At 68.3% G+C, this 12,740-nt stretch carries 12 protein-coding genes; 5 read left to right on the top strand and 7 right to left on the bottom strand.

The features are described from left to right. Positions 1-51: 51 nt before the first annotated feature. Positions 52-1,482: a pyruvate kinase gene (pyk, locus tag OOK40_RS29765; protein ID WP_266487547.1), complete on the top strand. Its 1,431-nt coding sequence runs from the start codon at positions 52-54 to the stop codon at positions 1,480-1,482. Positions 1,483-1,607: 125 nt separating this feature from the next. Here pyk and OOK40_RS29760 read toward each other — a convergent pair whose 3' ends face one another. The 4 genes from OOK40_RS29760 to OOK40_RS29745 all read right to left on the bottom strand — a co-directional run bounded on the left by OOK40_RS29760 (position 1,608) and on the right by OOK40_RS29745 (position 3,053). Beyond that, positions 1,608-1,925 carry a helix-turn-helix transcriptional regulator gene (locus OOK40_RS29760; RefSeq protein WP_266487546.1) on the bottom strand — a complete coding sequence of 106 codons (318 nt, stop codon included), beginning with the start codon at positions 1,923-1,925 and terminating at the stop codon, positions 1,608-1,610. A gap of 94 nt (positions 1,926-2,019) precedes the next feature. Beyond that, the gene (locus OOK40_RS29755; RefSeq protein ID WP_266487545.1) at positions 2,020-2,328 is read right to left on the bottom strand and encodes a hypothetical protein; all 309 of its coding nucleotides are present in this window, start codon (positions 2,326-2,328) and stop codon (positions 2,020-2,022) included. Continuing rightward, positions 2,325-2,630 (bottom strand): hypothetical protein, encoded by a 306-nt coding sequence (locus OOK40_RS29750; protein WP_266487543.1) that lies wholly within the window; start codon positions 2,628-2,630, stop codon positions 2,325-2,327. Before OOK40_RS29750 ends, OOK40_RS29755 begins: the two co-directional genes overlap by 4 nt. A gap of 186 nt (positions 2,631-2,816) precedes the next feature. Further along, positions 2,817-3,053 carry a hypothetical protein gene (locus tag OOK40_RS29745; RefSeq protein ID WP_266487541.1) on the bottom strand — a complete coding sequence of 79 codons (237 nt, stop codon included), beginning with the start codon at positions 3,051-3,053 and terminating at the stop codon, positions 2,817-2,819. Positions 3,054-3,137: 84 nt separating this feature from the next. Here OOK40_RS29745 and OOK40_RS29740 point away from each other — a divergent pair, with 84 nt between their 5' ends. Beyond that, on the top strand, positions 3,138-3,998 hold the full coding sequence (locus OOK40_RS29740; protein WP_266487539.1) for a helix-turn-helix transcriptional regulator: 861 nt from the start codon (positions 3,138-3,140) through the stop codon (positions 3,996-3,998). Then, the gene (locus tag OOK40_RS29735; protein ID WP_266487537.1) at positions 3,946-4,269 is read left to right on the top strand and encodes a DUF397 domain-containing protein; all 324 of its coding nucleotides are present in this window, start codon (positions 3,946-3,948) and stop codon (positions 4,267-4,269) included. The genes OOK40_RS29740 and OOK40_RS29735 overlap by 53 nt, the downstream gene beginning before the upstream one ends. Positions 4,270-4,383: 114 nt before the next feature. Here OOK40_RS29735 and OOK40_RS29730 read toward each other — a convergent pair whose 3' ends face one another. The 3 genes from OOK40_RS29730 to OOK40_RS29720 form a co-directional block, all read right to left on the bottom strand. After that, positions 4,384-5,064: a hypothetical protein gene (locus tag OOK40_RS29730; protein WP_266487536.1), complete on the bottom strand. Its 681-nt coding sequence runs from the start codon at positions 5,062-5,064 to the stop codon at positions 4,384-4,386. A gap of 11 nt (positions 5,065-5,075) precedes the next feature. Further along, positions 5,076-9,989 carry a ricin-type beta-trefoil lectin domain protein gene (locus OOK40_RS29725; protein ID WP_266487534.1) on the bottom strand — a complete coding sequence of 1,638 codons (4,914 nt, stop codon included), beginning with the start codon at positions 9,987-9,989 and terminating at the stop codon, positions 5,076-5,078. Positions 9,990-10,798: 809 nt separating this feature from the next. Beyond that, a complete protein-coding gene (locus tag OOK40_RS29720) occupies positions 10,799-11,206 on the bottom strand; it encodes a hypothetical protein (RefSeq protein WP_266487531.1) in 408 nt (135 codons plus the stop codon). 171 nt (positions 11,207-11,377) lie between these two features. Between OOK40_RS29720 and sigJ the strand changes: the two genes are divergently transcribed. Together sigJ and OOK40_RS29710 are read left to right on the top strand one after the other, a co-directional pair. Beyond that, positions 11,378-12,394, top strand: a complete 1,017-nt coding sequence (sigJ, locus tag OOK40_RS29715) for an RNA polymerase sigma factor SigJ (RefSeq protein ID WP_266487530.1) — start codon at positions 11,378-11,380, stop codon at positions 12,392-12,394. Continuing rightward, positions 12,370-12,735, top strand: a complete 366-nt coding sequence (locus OOK40_RS29710) for a hypothetical protein (protein WP_266487524.1) — start codon at positions 12,370-12,372, stop codon at positions 12,733-12,735. The genes sigJ and OOK40_RS29710 overlap by 25 nt, the downstream gene beginning before the upstream one ends. Positions 12,736-12,740: the final 5 nt, after the last annotated feature.

Here is a 12,740-nt window from a genome sequence, read left to right as displayed (position 1 = left end):
TTCCACCAGACGGAATATTCCGCATCGAAACAAACCGATAGGATCCGCCTTATGCGCCGTTCCAAAATCGTTTGCACACTGGGCCCCGCCGTCGACTCCTACGAGCAGCTGAAAGCGCTCATCGAGGCCGGCATGAACGTGGCCCGTTTCAACATGAGCCACGGGACCCACGCTGAGCACGAGGAGCGGTACCACCGCGTGCGCAAGGCGTCCGAGGACACCGGCCGGGCGGTGGGCGTGCTCGCCGACCTCCAGGGCCCCAAGATCCGTCTGGAAACCTTCGCCGAGGGGCCGGTCGAACTGGTCCGCGGCGACGAATTCACCATCACCACCGAGGATGTCGCCGGCGACAAGTCGATCTGCGGCACCACGTACAAGGGCCTGCCGGGCGATGTGTCCAAGGGCGACCAGATCCTGATCAACGACGGCAACGTCGAGCTGCGGGTCGTCGAGGTCGCGGCCCCCCAGGTCAAGACGATCGTCGTCGAGGGCGGCGTCATCTCCGACCACAAGGGCATCAACCTGCCCGGCGCGGCGGTCAACGTCCCCGCGCTCTCGGAGAAGGACGTCGAGGACCTGCGCTTCGCGCTCCGTATGGGCTGCGACCTGGTGGCGCTGTCCTTCGTACGGGACGCGAGCGACGTCAAGGACGTCCACAAGGTGATGGACGAGGAGGGCCGCCGGGTCCCGGTCATCGCCAAGGTGGAGAAGCCGCAGGCCGTCGAGAACATGGCGGACGTCGTGATGGCGTTCGACGGCGTGATGGTGGCGCGCGGCGACCTGGCCGTCGAGTACCCGCTCGAGCGGGTCCCGATGGTGCAGAAGCGCCTCATCGAACTGTGCCGCCGCAACGCCAAGCCGGTGATCGTGGCGACCCAGATGATGGAGTCGATGATCACCAACTCCCGCCCGACGCGCGCCGAGGCGTCCGACGTCGCGAACGCGATCCTGGACGGGGCGGACGCGGTCATGCTGTCGGCCGAGTCCTCGGTCGGCGCGTACCCGATCGAGACGGTCAAGACGATGTCGAAGATCGTCGTCGCGGCGGAGGAAGAGCTCCTGTCGAAGGGCCTCCAGCCCCTGGTCCCGGGCAAGAAGCCCCGTACCCAGGGCGGTTCGGTGGCCCGTGCGGCCTGCGAGATCGCGGACTTCCTGGGCGCCAAGTCCCTGGTGGCCTTCACCCAGTCCGGCGACACGGCCCGCCGGCTGTCCCGCTACCGCGCGGAGCAGCAGATCCTGGCCTTCACAACGGACGCCTCGACGCGCAACCAGCTGACGCTGAGCTGGGGCGTGGAGTCCTTCCTGGCACCGTTCGTGGAGACGACGGACGCGATGGTCGACCTGGTGGACGCGGAACTGCTGAAGCTCCAGCGGTACAACGAGGGCGACATCATGATCATCACGGCGGGGTCGCCGCCGGGGGTACCGGGGACGACGAACATGGTGCGGGTGCACCACTTGGGCGGGGTGGACGCGAAGTAGTCGCACGCGCCTGCAGAGTTGGCGAGGGCGGTACCCCGGATTGGCCGGGGTACCGCCCTCGGGCTTTGCCAACGGGCGGGGCTGGTCGGCCTCACCCGAGCAGGGGGTACTCGACTCTCCGGCCCTCAGGCGACGACCACCCGGGTGCCGTCGAAGTTCGCGACGATCTCCAGCCGGCCCCCGAGTGCAGCGACGTAGGCGGCGATCGTTCCGACTTCCGCCGCCTTTGTGTTCCCTCGTTCGATCGCCGACACCCGCTCCTGTCGCACGTGCATCCGAGCCGCTACCTCGCTCTGCGTGAGGCCGAGTTGCTTCCGCATCTCGGCCAGCCGGTGCGCGCGAGCTTCAGCCACCATGCGCTGAGCTCCGGCAGCGATCGCATCGAGGTCCTCGGCGTCGAAGACCTCACGCTTGACGTCGTCCCAGGAGTGGAAGGTGGTCATTCCTGTGCCTCCTTCTGCCGCCGGCGAGCTCGTCGGCAAGCAGGCCGTACTCCCTCTCGGATTACGGCTCACAATGGTTCAGGCGCCCTGCCGCTCACGCCTTGGCGTCGTCCCCGTCGTCGGGCACCACCGAGACGATCACAGCGGTGGGCGGCGGCGGCTCCGGCGTGTACACGTACGTGACGCTCAGGCCGGGCAGAGATTCACGCGGTTCGGTCCGCGTCACCCAGATCTCGGTGCCGCCTTTCACGACACCGACCATACGTCCGAGGCGCGGAGTCACTTCCAGCTCCGCCCGCAACTCATGCACCACGTCGGCGGCACGCCCACCCATCTGCTCGACGCGTTTGCGGGCCGTGCCGGTGAACTCGGCGATGACGTGCTGCTCTTCCTCCCCGGTCAACGCTCCCCCTGTCCCCTGCTCTCCTTGAGACCGAGCGCGAGCTCAATTCCTTCGGCGAGCGCTTCGTCGAATCCGGGGGAGCAACGTGTCAGGACGTGCCCTCGGTAGGAGGCGATGATCTCCGACACCTCATGCAGATCGGTGTACTCCACACGCTCCAAGGTGGCCGCCAGCTCGGCCTCCATGCGCGCAAGATCACCCGGAAACCCCAGCCCGGCGGCGAGAGCCGCTCGGACCTCGCCGAGGGTCCGCATGGGGGGAGGCTCGACCGGCGCGGTGGGCAGTATGGGCTGCGTGGTCATACGGCTTCCTCCTGTACCAGACCGGCGGTGGCTGGTGCCCGCCCGTGCGCGGGGTAATCGGCCGCCCAGTACCCGCAAAATACACCGAATCCAAGCAGGCATGGGGGCGCTGCGCGCATAGGGCACCCGGAAGTGATCGCCACCGTCGGCTCGGCACTCCGCCCCACCCACTCAGTGTGGGTGTGATTACGGATCTCCACGCTCGCGCCGGTCGCGCCCGAAAAGTCGCCCCGGCCCCTGGCCTCCTGCCGCTGCCTGGCGAGCGCCGTGCTCGGCCGCGACCTCGGCCCGCAGCCCGGCCGGCCGGCCGGCCGGCCGCCGCAGGATGCGTGGCATGTGCCGGGCCGAGTCCTCACCGCCGGTGAAGCCCGCGCGGTAGCTCTCGCTCATTGCCGCTGGTGGGCACTCCGTTGCGCGATTCATGTCACCAGCGTGCAGCGTCGCGGTTACTGTCGGCTACGTACGGAAACGAACGCCGCGAGGCGTGAGCTTGGGGGTGACCGCCGCGTGGTCAACATCCGCGACCTGGATCCCAGCGCATCACCGCTGGACTACTACGGCTCCGAACTGCGCCGCCTGAGAGAGGACGCCGGGCTGAAGCAGGGCGAGCTGGGCGTCAGCGTCTTCTGTACGGCGTCACTCATCGGCCAGATCGAGACGGCGAGGAAGGTGCCGACGCGGGACTTCTCGGAGCGCGTTGACGCGGCGCTGGGGACGGGCGGGGTGTTCTCACGGCTGGTGGGGTTGGTGTTGCGGAGCCAGTTGCCGAGCTGGTTCCAGGCGTATGCGGAAATGGAGGCGCGGGCGGCGTACATCTCCACGTTCCAGGCGCAGTTGGTGTACGGGCTGCTGCAGACGCCCGACTATGCGCGTGCGGTGCTTCAGGCTGGATGGTCGGACCGGCTCGATGAGGCGGTCGCCGCGAGGATGGAGCGCCAGCGCATCTTGAGCCGGGAGCGCCCGCCGCTGGTCTGGGTGGTGCTGGACGAAGCGGTGCTGCACCGGCCGTTCGGCGGCCGCGACATCATGCGGAATCAACTCCTCCATCTGTTGAGTTTCCGGGACCGGCGTGAGGTCCGTATCCAGGTGCTCCCCTTCCATGCGGGTCAACACCCGGCGACGGTTGGGTCGTTCACCGTCCTGAGGTTCGAAGGGGACCCGGATATCGTCTACGCAGAGAGCTATGGCTCGGCTCATGTGACCGCCAACCCGGAGACAGTCAGGGACTGTGCGCACCGTTACGATCACTTGCAGGCTGCGGCCCTCTCGGTGGAGGACTCGGCGACGCTGATCGCCTGCGTACGGGAGGAACGTTATGGGGACCAACCAGAACCTGACAGGCGTGCTGTGGCGCAAGTCCAGCTATAGCGGAGGCACCGGCGGCGACTGCGTGGAGTGCACCCCGCTCGGCGCCGCCGCCTGGCGCAAGTCGTCGTACAGCGGAGGGACCGGCGGCGAGTGCATCGAGGTCGCCGCACAGCCCTGCCGTATCGCCGTCCGCGACTCCAAGAACCCCGACGGCCCCGCCTTCACCGTCACCCCCGCCGCCTTCGCAGCCTTCGTCACGGCGGCCGCCGAGGGCGACCCGCGCGCCCCCGGTCGACCGGCGAACGACGGCGACCCGCACCCTTGGCACTAGGGTGCGGGCCGCAAAGCCGGGCGTAGCCATCACCCGTTCCGCTCGACCGTGAGGCACGAAGAAACCCCGCCAGGGATTACCTGGCGGGGTTTCGACTTCATCGATCTGTCGAGATCACTGTTCGTTCAAGGCAGCTCGCAGGTAGGCGATCAGATCACCGGTCGGCACCTCGACCCAGTCGGCCCCGGGCACCCCGACGCGAACGACCTCATAGCGCTCCCCGTCCAGCTCGTGCACCAGGACCTGACGGCTCGCCCCGTCGAACAGATCCACCCGCAAGCGGACGGCACCGTGCGAGATCGTCGGGAAAATGTGCCGCAGTACCTCGTCCGCATGGAGGCGACGCAGAAGGCTCCGTTGTCTCCGGTGGAAGTCGGACGACAGGAGATCGGACCACTGCGAGGAGGTAGGCTCGCCGCTTTCGAGCGCCCTGGCGAATTCGTCGAGCTCCAGGAACGTGAATCTCGCCGCCAACTCGTCGAACGGCACACCTTCCCGCCATGCGGCAACCGCCTCCACCAGCAGCCCGAAATCGTCCGTCGAGCCGATCTCCCAGGTGAATCCGGGAATGTCCCAGGTGAACCCGGGAATATGGACACGCACCCGGAACAGGCGCTCCTCGGTTGCGGGATCGACCGACACGAGACCCCTTGCCGTCTCGACAATGATGGCGTCGGCGGTCGAGGGCGCCGGCCAGATTTCACCTCCCCGCAGCGTCGCCGCCTCTTTCATCGCCGATACAAGGCCGCCCGAAGCGGCCACGTCCGGATACGGGTCTTTCCGATGGGTGTTCATATTCGACTTCCTCAGCAGTGGCAGGATCCGAGGATCGAAGGCTTCAAGGGGTCAAGATCTCCCTTCAGTACCGATAGATCCGGCATATCTGTCGAGGGATTCAGCCGCATAGCTCCATCCGGCCCCGAAGGAGAGTAGAACTTGATCGAACTCCACGGGCGCTGACCGTTGACAAGAGCCCTCGCGATCATGGCCATCTCGTAGTCCGTGGCGTGTCCAGCCTCGCCGGCCCTCAGGCCGCGCTGGGCTGCCGCCATGAAGCCTCCAAGCTCGTTCAGTCCCGTCATGTTGACGTGGAGCGTCACCTTCGGGTCGGCGATGGCCATTTCCGCCATCCGTGCGAAGTTTTTCGCGGACGCCTCGGACAGGGTGGTGAACTTGTTCTCGGGAAGCTTTGCCCACTCGTCGAGTTTGCCCTTGTTCTGCCACCCCAGGGCCAGCTTGCAGTTGTGCACGAGGACCGGAGTGGCGCCCGCCAGCACGAAGAACGTGTGCAAGTCGTCGACCGTGAGGTCGTAGACCGTGCGCGGAGCCAGGCCGGAGCGGTCGTGGAGGGCGGTCACCGCGCGGACGGAGCCTTCCGGAGTGCGCAGGCGGTCGCCGACGCGCAGGTCGGAGACCAGCGTCCATCCGCGGTCCATCACGTAGAACTTGTGGCCGACGGTACTGGAGAGCTTCCCCCCGCCGGCGACGGTGATGTCCACCAGCCGCTGGGTGTCGTGCTTGAAGGTGTCGGTGACCTGCCGGACCCGCATCTGGCCGGAAGCCGGATCCGTGGCCTTGACGAGGTCCCCCACGCCCACCTGGCTGATGGGCCGGTGTGAGCCGTCCGCCATCAGGACCCGGGTGGTGCCGGGGAAACTGTTCACCTTGCAGGCGGTATACAGGTCTTCATAGGCGTTGACGGTGGCGTTGAGTTTGGCGAGGGTCCCGGGATCCAGGTCGAGGACCTGGAGGGCCTTGAACGCATCGCGTACCCCGACGCCGGTCTTCATGGCAGCGTCCAGGGCCCGGAGGCCTTCGAAGACCTTGCCGAGCGCCTTGCCGGGGATGAAGTTGCTCGCGGCCCAGGCGCAGCCGCTGACGCTGCCGTGCCAGCAGTCGACGAAGTCCTGGACCAGGACCGCCTTGATTACCTGGTAGGCGAGGGTCTGCTGGATGAGTTCCAGCTTGGAGAAGTAGCGGGTGACGTCCTTCTTCAGGCCGGGGATGCGCTTGCTCTCGATGAGCAGCGTGTCCCGCTTGGGGCAGACGCCGCCGCTGGCCGTCGTATCGGGGTTGGCGCAGAGGAAGAAGTCGACCACCGCGCTGAAGGTGACCGTGAACGTGGTGGTGCAGCCTTCGAAGCCGATCGTGATCAAGCAGGGGTCGTGCTGCTTGGCGTCGGTGATCTCGATGCTGTCCTCGTCGACGACGTACCACGTGCCGCCGACTCCGGTTCCCGCACCGGTCGAGACCTGCTTGTTCGCGGCGTTGCGTGCGGCTTCCTCGGCTGCCTTCTGTGCCTCCTCGGCGTACTTCAGCGCGTCCTTGGCCGCCTGTTCGGCCTCTGTGGCGGCTGCGTCGGCACGTGTCGCGGCTGCGCGTGCGTCCTTGGCGGACTGCTCCGCCGCGGCTGCGGCGTCACGGGCGGCCTGAGCGTCGAGGGCGGCCTGGTCGGCGGAGGTGCGTGCGTCCTTGGCGTAGCCTTCGGCGCGACCTGCCGACTTGTCGGCGGCGTCGGCGTCTTCGGTGGCCTTGCGGTCGTATTCGATGGTGCGGGCCAGTGACGCCGAGGCCTTTGAGGCGGCTGCGGCGGCGTCGGCCGCGTAGCCGAGGGCCTCCTTGGAGTAGCCGCGGGCGGTGGCCGCATGGCCAGCGGCGTTGGCCGCGTACTGGTAGGCGATCTTCGCGTCGCCCGTTGCCTGGTCGGCGAGGTTCTTGGCCGCGGCGGCCTCGGCCTGCGCGTTCTTGGCGTGGGCGTCGGCGACGGCCTTCTGCTGGTCGGCGATGGACTTGGATGCCTGCCCGGTCAGCACGACCAGGCTCGCGGCCGAGTCCGTGGTGACGTACGGGGAGCCGAGCTGGATCGCGTCGTTCGCCGGCTTGGCGACCTGCGCGGCGGCGTTGCCCGCGTCGACCGCGGCCTGCGCGGTGACGTAGGCAAAGCCCGCGGCCTTCGCCGAGGCGGCCAGGGCCTTGCCGGCCTCCTTGAATGCCTCGTCCGCCTGGGACTTGGCGGTCTTGGCCAGCTTCTCTGCTTCGTCGGCCAGCTTGACGGCCGCCTTGGCCTCTTCGGAGGCGTGCTCGGACGCCTCGATGGCGTCGGCAGCGGCACTGGTCGCGGTCCGCACCGCGGCATCGGCCTTCAGCTTGGCGGCCTGAGCGGCGTCCGCGTTCGCCCGGGACCGCTTGGCGGCCGCCTCGGCACGGGTGGCTGCGGCGTCCGCGTCCGCGGCTGCCTGGGTGGCGGCGTTGGCCTCGGACCGGGCCCGGCCAGCCGCTGCTTCGGCGTCGTCCGCATGCGCGGCAGCCGCGTTCGCGGCCGCCCTGGACTCCTGGGCGTTGCTGTCGGACTCATGGGCCTCGGCGTACGCCTCCTTGGCGTCCGCCTTGGCGCGGGCTGCGTCCGCCTTCTGCGCGGCGTCCCACGCGTCGGCGTTGAGATCACGGGCGTTGTCGCGTGCCTTGACCGCGCCGTTCTTCTTCTCAACCGCGGTCGCTTCGGCGGCTTCGGCCTTTTCCTTGGCGTCCTTGGCGTTCGTCGCCTCGGCCTGGGCGTTCTGCTTGTGCTGGGCCGCCTCGGCCTGCTTGGCGGCGGCGGTCTCCTTCTCCGCCTTCGCCGTGGCCTCTTCGGCCTCGGCGGCGAGCCGCTTGGCGTGCGCGTCGGCGGCAGCCGCCTTGGCGTCTGCCTCAGCCTTCACCGTTTCGGCGAGCTTGGCCTCCGCGGTTTCCTTGTCCTTCTTCGCGTTGTCGCGGTGGATCTTCGCCGCATCGGCCGCGGCCTTCGCCTGCAACTCGGCGGTGTGCGCGGCTTCCTTGCGGAACTCCGCGTTGACCTGCGCGGCCTGAGCCAGCGCACGCTGCGCGATCGTGTCGCTGTCACCGGCGGACGCCCGCGTCGCGGCCTCCGCCGTCTCACCCGCCTTCACCATCGCCGTCAGCGCCGCCACGATGCCCTTGGTGACCTGCGCCTTCTGCTGACCCACCAGCAGACCACGGCCCCGCGGCGCACCAGCCGCGTCCGCGGTGGCGTACGCGGCCTTCTCGGCGGCATCCGATGTGGCGCCCGACTTCTTGGCGTTCTCCAACTGCGCCTTGATCGCAGCGAGCTGCTTCTTCGCCGCGGCCTGGGTGTCGGCTATGCCCTTCTTCGCCTTGTCGAACTGGGCCTTGTCCGGGTACGACAGGGTGTCCGTGCCCTTGTGGCCGGACGGCTTGATCAGGAACTTCTGCCCACTGGCGTCCTTGCAGTCCCACAGCCGCGCGTCCGTGCTCTTGGTGAACGCACTCAGGTCCAGGCACTTTCCCGTGGACAGGCTCTTCAGGGGCGAGGCGGCACGGACGTCGCCCTTCCACGACTGCCCGTTGGACTTGTAGCAGTCCGAGATCTGGATCTTCGTGCCATTGGCCGACGCGTTCCCGGCCACATCCAGGCACTTGAACGAGCCGACGTTGCGGAGGTGGAGGTCGTCCTCGCTGCCCTCGATCGTCCACTGCTGGGCGGCGCCGCCGTTGCAGGTATAGATCTGGACCGGCGTGCCGTTGGTCTTGGCACCGCCCGCGACGTCCAGGCAGTTGCCCTTGGCGCCCGGCACCTCGATCGTCACATAGCTGTCACCGATCCAGCCCACACCGCCCGCTGCCCAGTGGTCCTGCCAGCGGGCGAGGTGGTCGGCGACCCAGGAGTGCCCCAGCAGGTCGCCCAGCGACTTCGCACCTGTGGCGAGGGACTTCGTGGCGTCCTTGTTGGCGTTCAGGATCTGGTTGCGCTGCACCTGCTGGGAGGCGACCTCCCGCTGCCACTCCCCGGCGGCAGTGTCGGCAATCCCACCCAGCGCCTTGTTCGGGTCGATCGGGTCACGCCATGCGCACGATGCGAACCTGGTCTTCAGGTCCTCGACCGCGATGCGGTACTCCGCCGTGCCCGGTTGCGGGGCGGTGCGGGGGAAGCCGCCGGAGGCGAGGAAGATACGGGCGTTGTCCGCACCCATCGGCTCCAGGGACGAACCCGACAGATACCCGAACGCGTTCCGCTCATCGAGTGCACGGTCCCACCCGGGCAGGTTCGGGTCGGGGTCCTTGCCGTACAGCGGTGCGCCGAGATCCTTGACGGCCTTGACCGTCTGCTCGTCGGCCTTGGGGGTGGGGTCCTCGTAGAAGTCGAAGTCGCTCTTCCAGTACCGGTCGGCGACCCACTTCGTCAGACCGGTCTGGTGATAGAAGGTGCCCCTGTCATCCCCCGTTCCGCCCGGAGGTTCGTGGAAGTCCGCTATGGGAGGCCTCTCCAGCCCCTCAAGCGGCTTCTTCCAGGTGTTCCAGAGGGCGTTGAGGCTGTCCATTTCCTTGGACGCCGCGTCCCGGTCCTTGTCGTACGCCTCGGCGAGCGGGGTCTTCTCCCAGTGCTCCCGGTTGGCCAGCGCGTGCAGCTTGTCCTGCGGTTGGTTGAGGCCGTCCTGCGCGATGGCCGCCATGGACGGCCCGCCCAGGCGCAGCACATCGGCCATCAGGCACTGGTCCTGCCGCAACTGCTCGGCGGCCGTGTCCTCGAACCAGTCGTCGGAGTCGCCCGCCGGCTCAGTGCGTTGTCCGGTGTCACGGGCGAGCAGGTCGGGCTGGACGGCCAGGCCACCGAGGACGGCCAGGGTGGCGACGGACGTGATGACGGGGGTGAATATTGCGGATCTTCGTGATCTGGATTTGAACAACCCTGGTCTGGGGCGCAAGACGGCATTCCTTCACAGCGAAATGAGGGCAGGCGGGGGTACCCGTCCGAAGAGTGGGCGGCAATGCGCGCGGATCAGCCCGCGGTCACGGCGCGGGGACCGGGGCAGCAGAAGGCGCCGATACTGAGGCGGCGTGCGCAGTGAGCCGATATGGCGGCATGACGGTCCATCCCTCCCCGTGGCGGCACTGTCCCCCCGGCCGCCGATGACGTGCGCGCGTCATGGCAGAGCGGTCAAGGTCCACCACGCGCGCGGCGATCACCATAGGCACAGGTCAACGCCTTTGAGCAAGAGGTGACTTCAGCGTCCGGAGCTCATGACGCGAGGCACTTCCAGGAGTCCTCTCGATCCGGCATGCGTAAATTCCGTGGTCACGACGGGGGTTACCTGTGTGGCTGCTGTGAAGATAGAGTGGAGGTAACGATGCTTATCGGCCTGAAAGTTGACCGATAAGCAACCCATCCACGGCAGAGGGACGCGTGGCCCAGGCTGCACGCCGGGGTCGCCGGTCTGCGTGCCGCGGGGATGCCTCCGCATACGCGTATCCGGCCCAAAGCCTCGACCTCGGACCGGAAGGGATGTCGGGCAGCGAAGATCCCCGACCATCGCGACTTCGAGACCAAGAGCGAGTCGGGAGGGCGATGGTGACCCGGTGCCTTGCGCCAGCCTGGGTGGCCGACCAGGTTCACGACGCATCGCCGGCGGACCTGAACGAAGACATCGCCGAGCTGCTCGTCGACTCGGCTCACCCCAAGGCGCAAGCATGCTATGAGAGTTGGGGAGTCAACGGACCTCAACGCCTGGCAGCGTCACGGGGTACGTAGCAGTGGGTTGACGCCGGGGGCGCTGGACAGGACCTGGCGCAGCGCAAGCACACTCAGGCCGAACATGAGGACGCCCAGGGGGACATGGAGCGCCGGCTTGTGCGCGATGCCGAGGACCACCTGCACCGAGGCGAGGGCGAGGAAGCCGGACGCGTACAGGATGGGGCGGGGCGAGCCGCCACCCGGCCGCCACGCCAGGATCGCGGCGAGCACGTACAGCATCGACGCGCCGTACATCACGCGCGCTCCGACGCTGTGCAGCACCTCCCCGTGGGACGAGGACAGCAGTAGTCCGGCGGTGACCGCCTGGAGGAGGAGGGCCAAGGTCTGCAAGGCGATCGCGACGTGCAGGAACGTGAATCTGCCCGGTGCTGTCGTCGTCTGTACGGCCATGATGTGGTCCCCCTCTTCTGCCTCGCGGCGGTGGATCGGCGGTGTCTCGGCGGTCCGACGACGCAGGCCCGCGAAATGTCAGGCGAGGCGCCGGCCTCACAATCCGGTGCCGTGTTTCGTCGAAGGGGCGAGAGCGGAAGCGGACGAGAAGTACCAGGAGCGGTCGTGACCATGAGCACCCCATCCGAGCCAGAGCACGACCAGCCCGAGTCAGGGCACGACCGGTCCGAGTCAGGGCACGACCGGTCCGAGTCAGGGCACGACCGGTCCGAGCCGGACCTGCGCGCGATCGTCGGCGAGCGGCGCCAGCTGATCAATCTCGCCTACCGGCTGCTCGGTTCGCTGACCGAGGCCGAGGACGCCGTGCAGGAGACCTACACCCGCTGGTACGCGATGTCGTCGCAGCAGCAGGAGGCCATCGCATCGCCCGGCGCCTGGCTGACGACGGTGGCCAGCCGCGTATGCCTGGACGTGCTCGGCTCGGCGCGGGCCCGGCGCGAGCGCTACGTCGGCACATGGATACCCGAGCCGCTGCCCGACCGTACGGAGTGGATCAGCGGTCGGGCGGTCGGCGGCAGGGCCGAGCCGGCCGACCCCGCCGACCGGATCACCCTGGACGAGTCGGTAAACATGGCCTTCCTCGTCGTACTGGAGTCGATGACTCCGGCCGAACGCGTGGCGTTCATCCTGCACGACGTCTTCCGCTACCCCTTCGCCGAGGTCGCCGAGATGATCGGCCGGACGCCTGCGGCCTGCCGCCAGCTGGCGTCCTCCGGCCGTCGGCGCATCCGCGCCGCGCCGACCCCGGCGGCTCCGGCAGCCGGGCAGGCCGGTCTGGTACGGCATTTCAAGGAGGCCTGGGAGTCCAGGGACATCGAGGCCCTCATTGGTCTCCTCGACCCCGACGCCACGATGACCGCCGATGGCGGCGGCTTGGTCGGCACCGTCCTGCGCCCGGTCGAGGGCGGCAAGACCATCGCCCAGTACCTGATCCACATCGCCGACATAGCCCCTGGACTGACGCTCTTGGAGCGGACGGTCAATGGCCGGCCCGGCCTGGTTGCCCAGCACACCGGCGTCCCCGTGACCGTGGCCGCGTTCGACATCACCCGCGGCCGCATCAGCCGTATCTGGGCGGTCCGCAACCCGGAGAAGCTCCGTGCGTGGACCGCGAGCGGACAGATCTGATCCGGTCCACACCCGGAACGATGCCGCCGGGCGGTTCGACAGCCCTCCGCTCTGGCATCCGGCCGCAGGCCGGCGCGGTGCGGACCGCTTCCGATGACACGGACATTCTGCGGCTGCTGTCCGGAGCGGAGTTCCTTGCCGATCTGTTCGAGCTCGTGAGGTCGGGACGGTTCAAGTACAAGGGCATGGGAACCCTCCCTCACCCGGACGCCGACGGAACCTACCCCGCCAAGCTCATCTTCCGTGGCGAAGGCCTGACGATGGTGCTGAAGCCGGGTGGCGAGTGGCAGACGCTGCTCGAAGCAGGCGCGGGCATGGACCTGAGAATCCGCATGCTGTGAGCGAC

This window comes from Streptomyces sp. NBC_01481 (assembly GCF_026339995.1).
Taxonomy (GTDB): domain Bacteria; phylum Actinomycetota; class Actinomycetes; order Streptomycetales; family Streptomycetaceae; genus Streptomyces.
This window is presented reverse-complemented; position numbering and strand designations above follow the sequence as displayed.

What these genes read in the sequence shown, in the direction of transcription:
- pyk (WP_266487547.1), top strand. Translation starts at nt 52, where the DNA reads ATGCGCCGTTCCAAAATCGTTTGCACACTGGGCCCCGCCGTCGACTCC.
- OOK40_RS29760 (WP_266487546.1), bottom strand. Translation starts at nt 1,925, where the DNA reads ATGACCACCTTCCACTCCTGGGACGACGTCAAGCGTGAGGTCTTCGAC.
- OOK40_RS29750 (WP_266487543.1), bottom strand. Translation starts at nt 2,630, where the DNA reads ATGACCACGCAGCCCATACTGCCCACCGCGCCGGTCGAGCCTCCCCCC.
- OOK40_RS29745 (WP_266487541.1), bottom strand. Translation starts at nt 3,053, where the DNA reads ATGAATCGCGCAACGGAGTGCCCACCAGCGGCAATGAGCGAGAGCTAC.
- OOK40_RS29735 (WP_266487537.1), top strand. Translation starts at nt 3,946, where the DNA reads ATGGGGACCAACCAGAACCTGACAGGCGTGCTGTGGCGCAAGTCCAGC.
- OOK40_RS29730 (WP_266487536.1), bottom strand. Translation starts at nt 5,064, where the DNA reads ATGAACACCCATCGGAAAGACCCGTATCCGGACGTGGCCGCTTCGGGC.
- OOK40_RS29720 (WP_266487531.1), bottom strand. Translation starts at nt 11,206, where the DNA reads ATGGCCGTACAGACGACGACAGCACCGGGCAGATTCACGTTCCTGCAC.
- sigJ (WP_266487530.1), top strand. Translation starts at nt 11,378, where the DNA reads ATGAGCACCCCATCCGAGCCAGAGCACGACCAGCCCGAGTCAGGGCAC.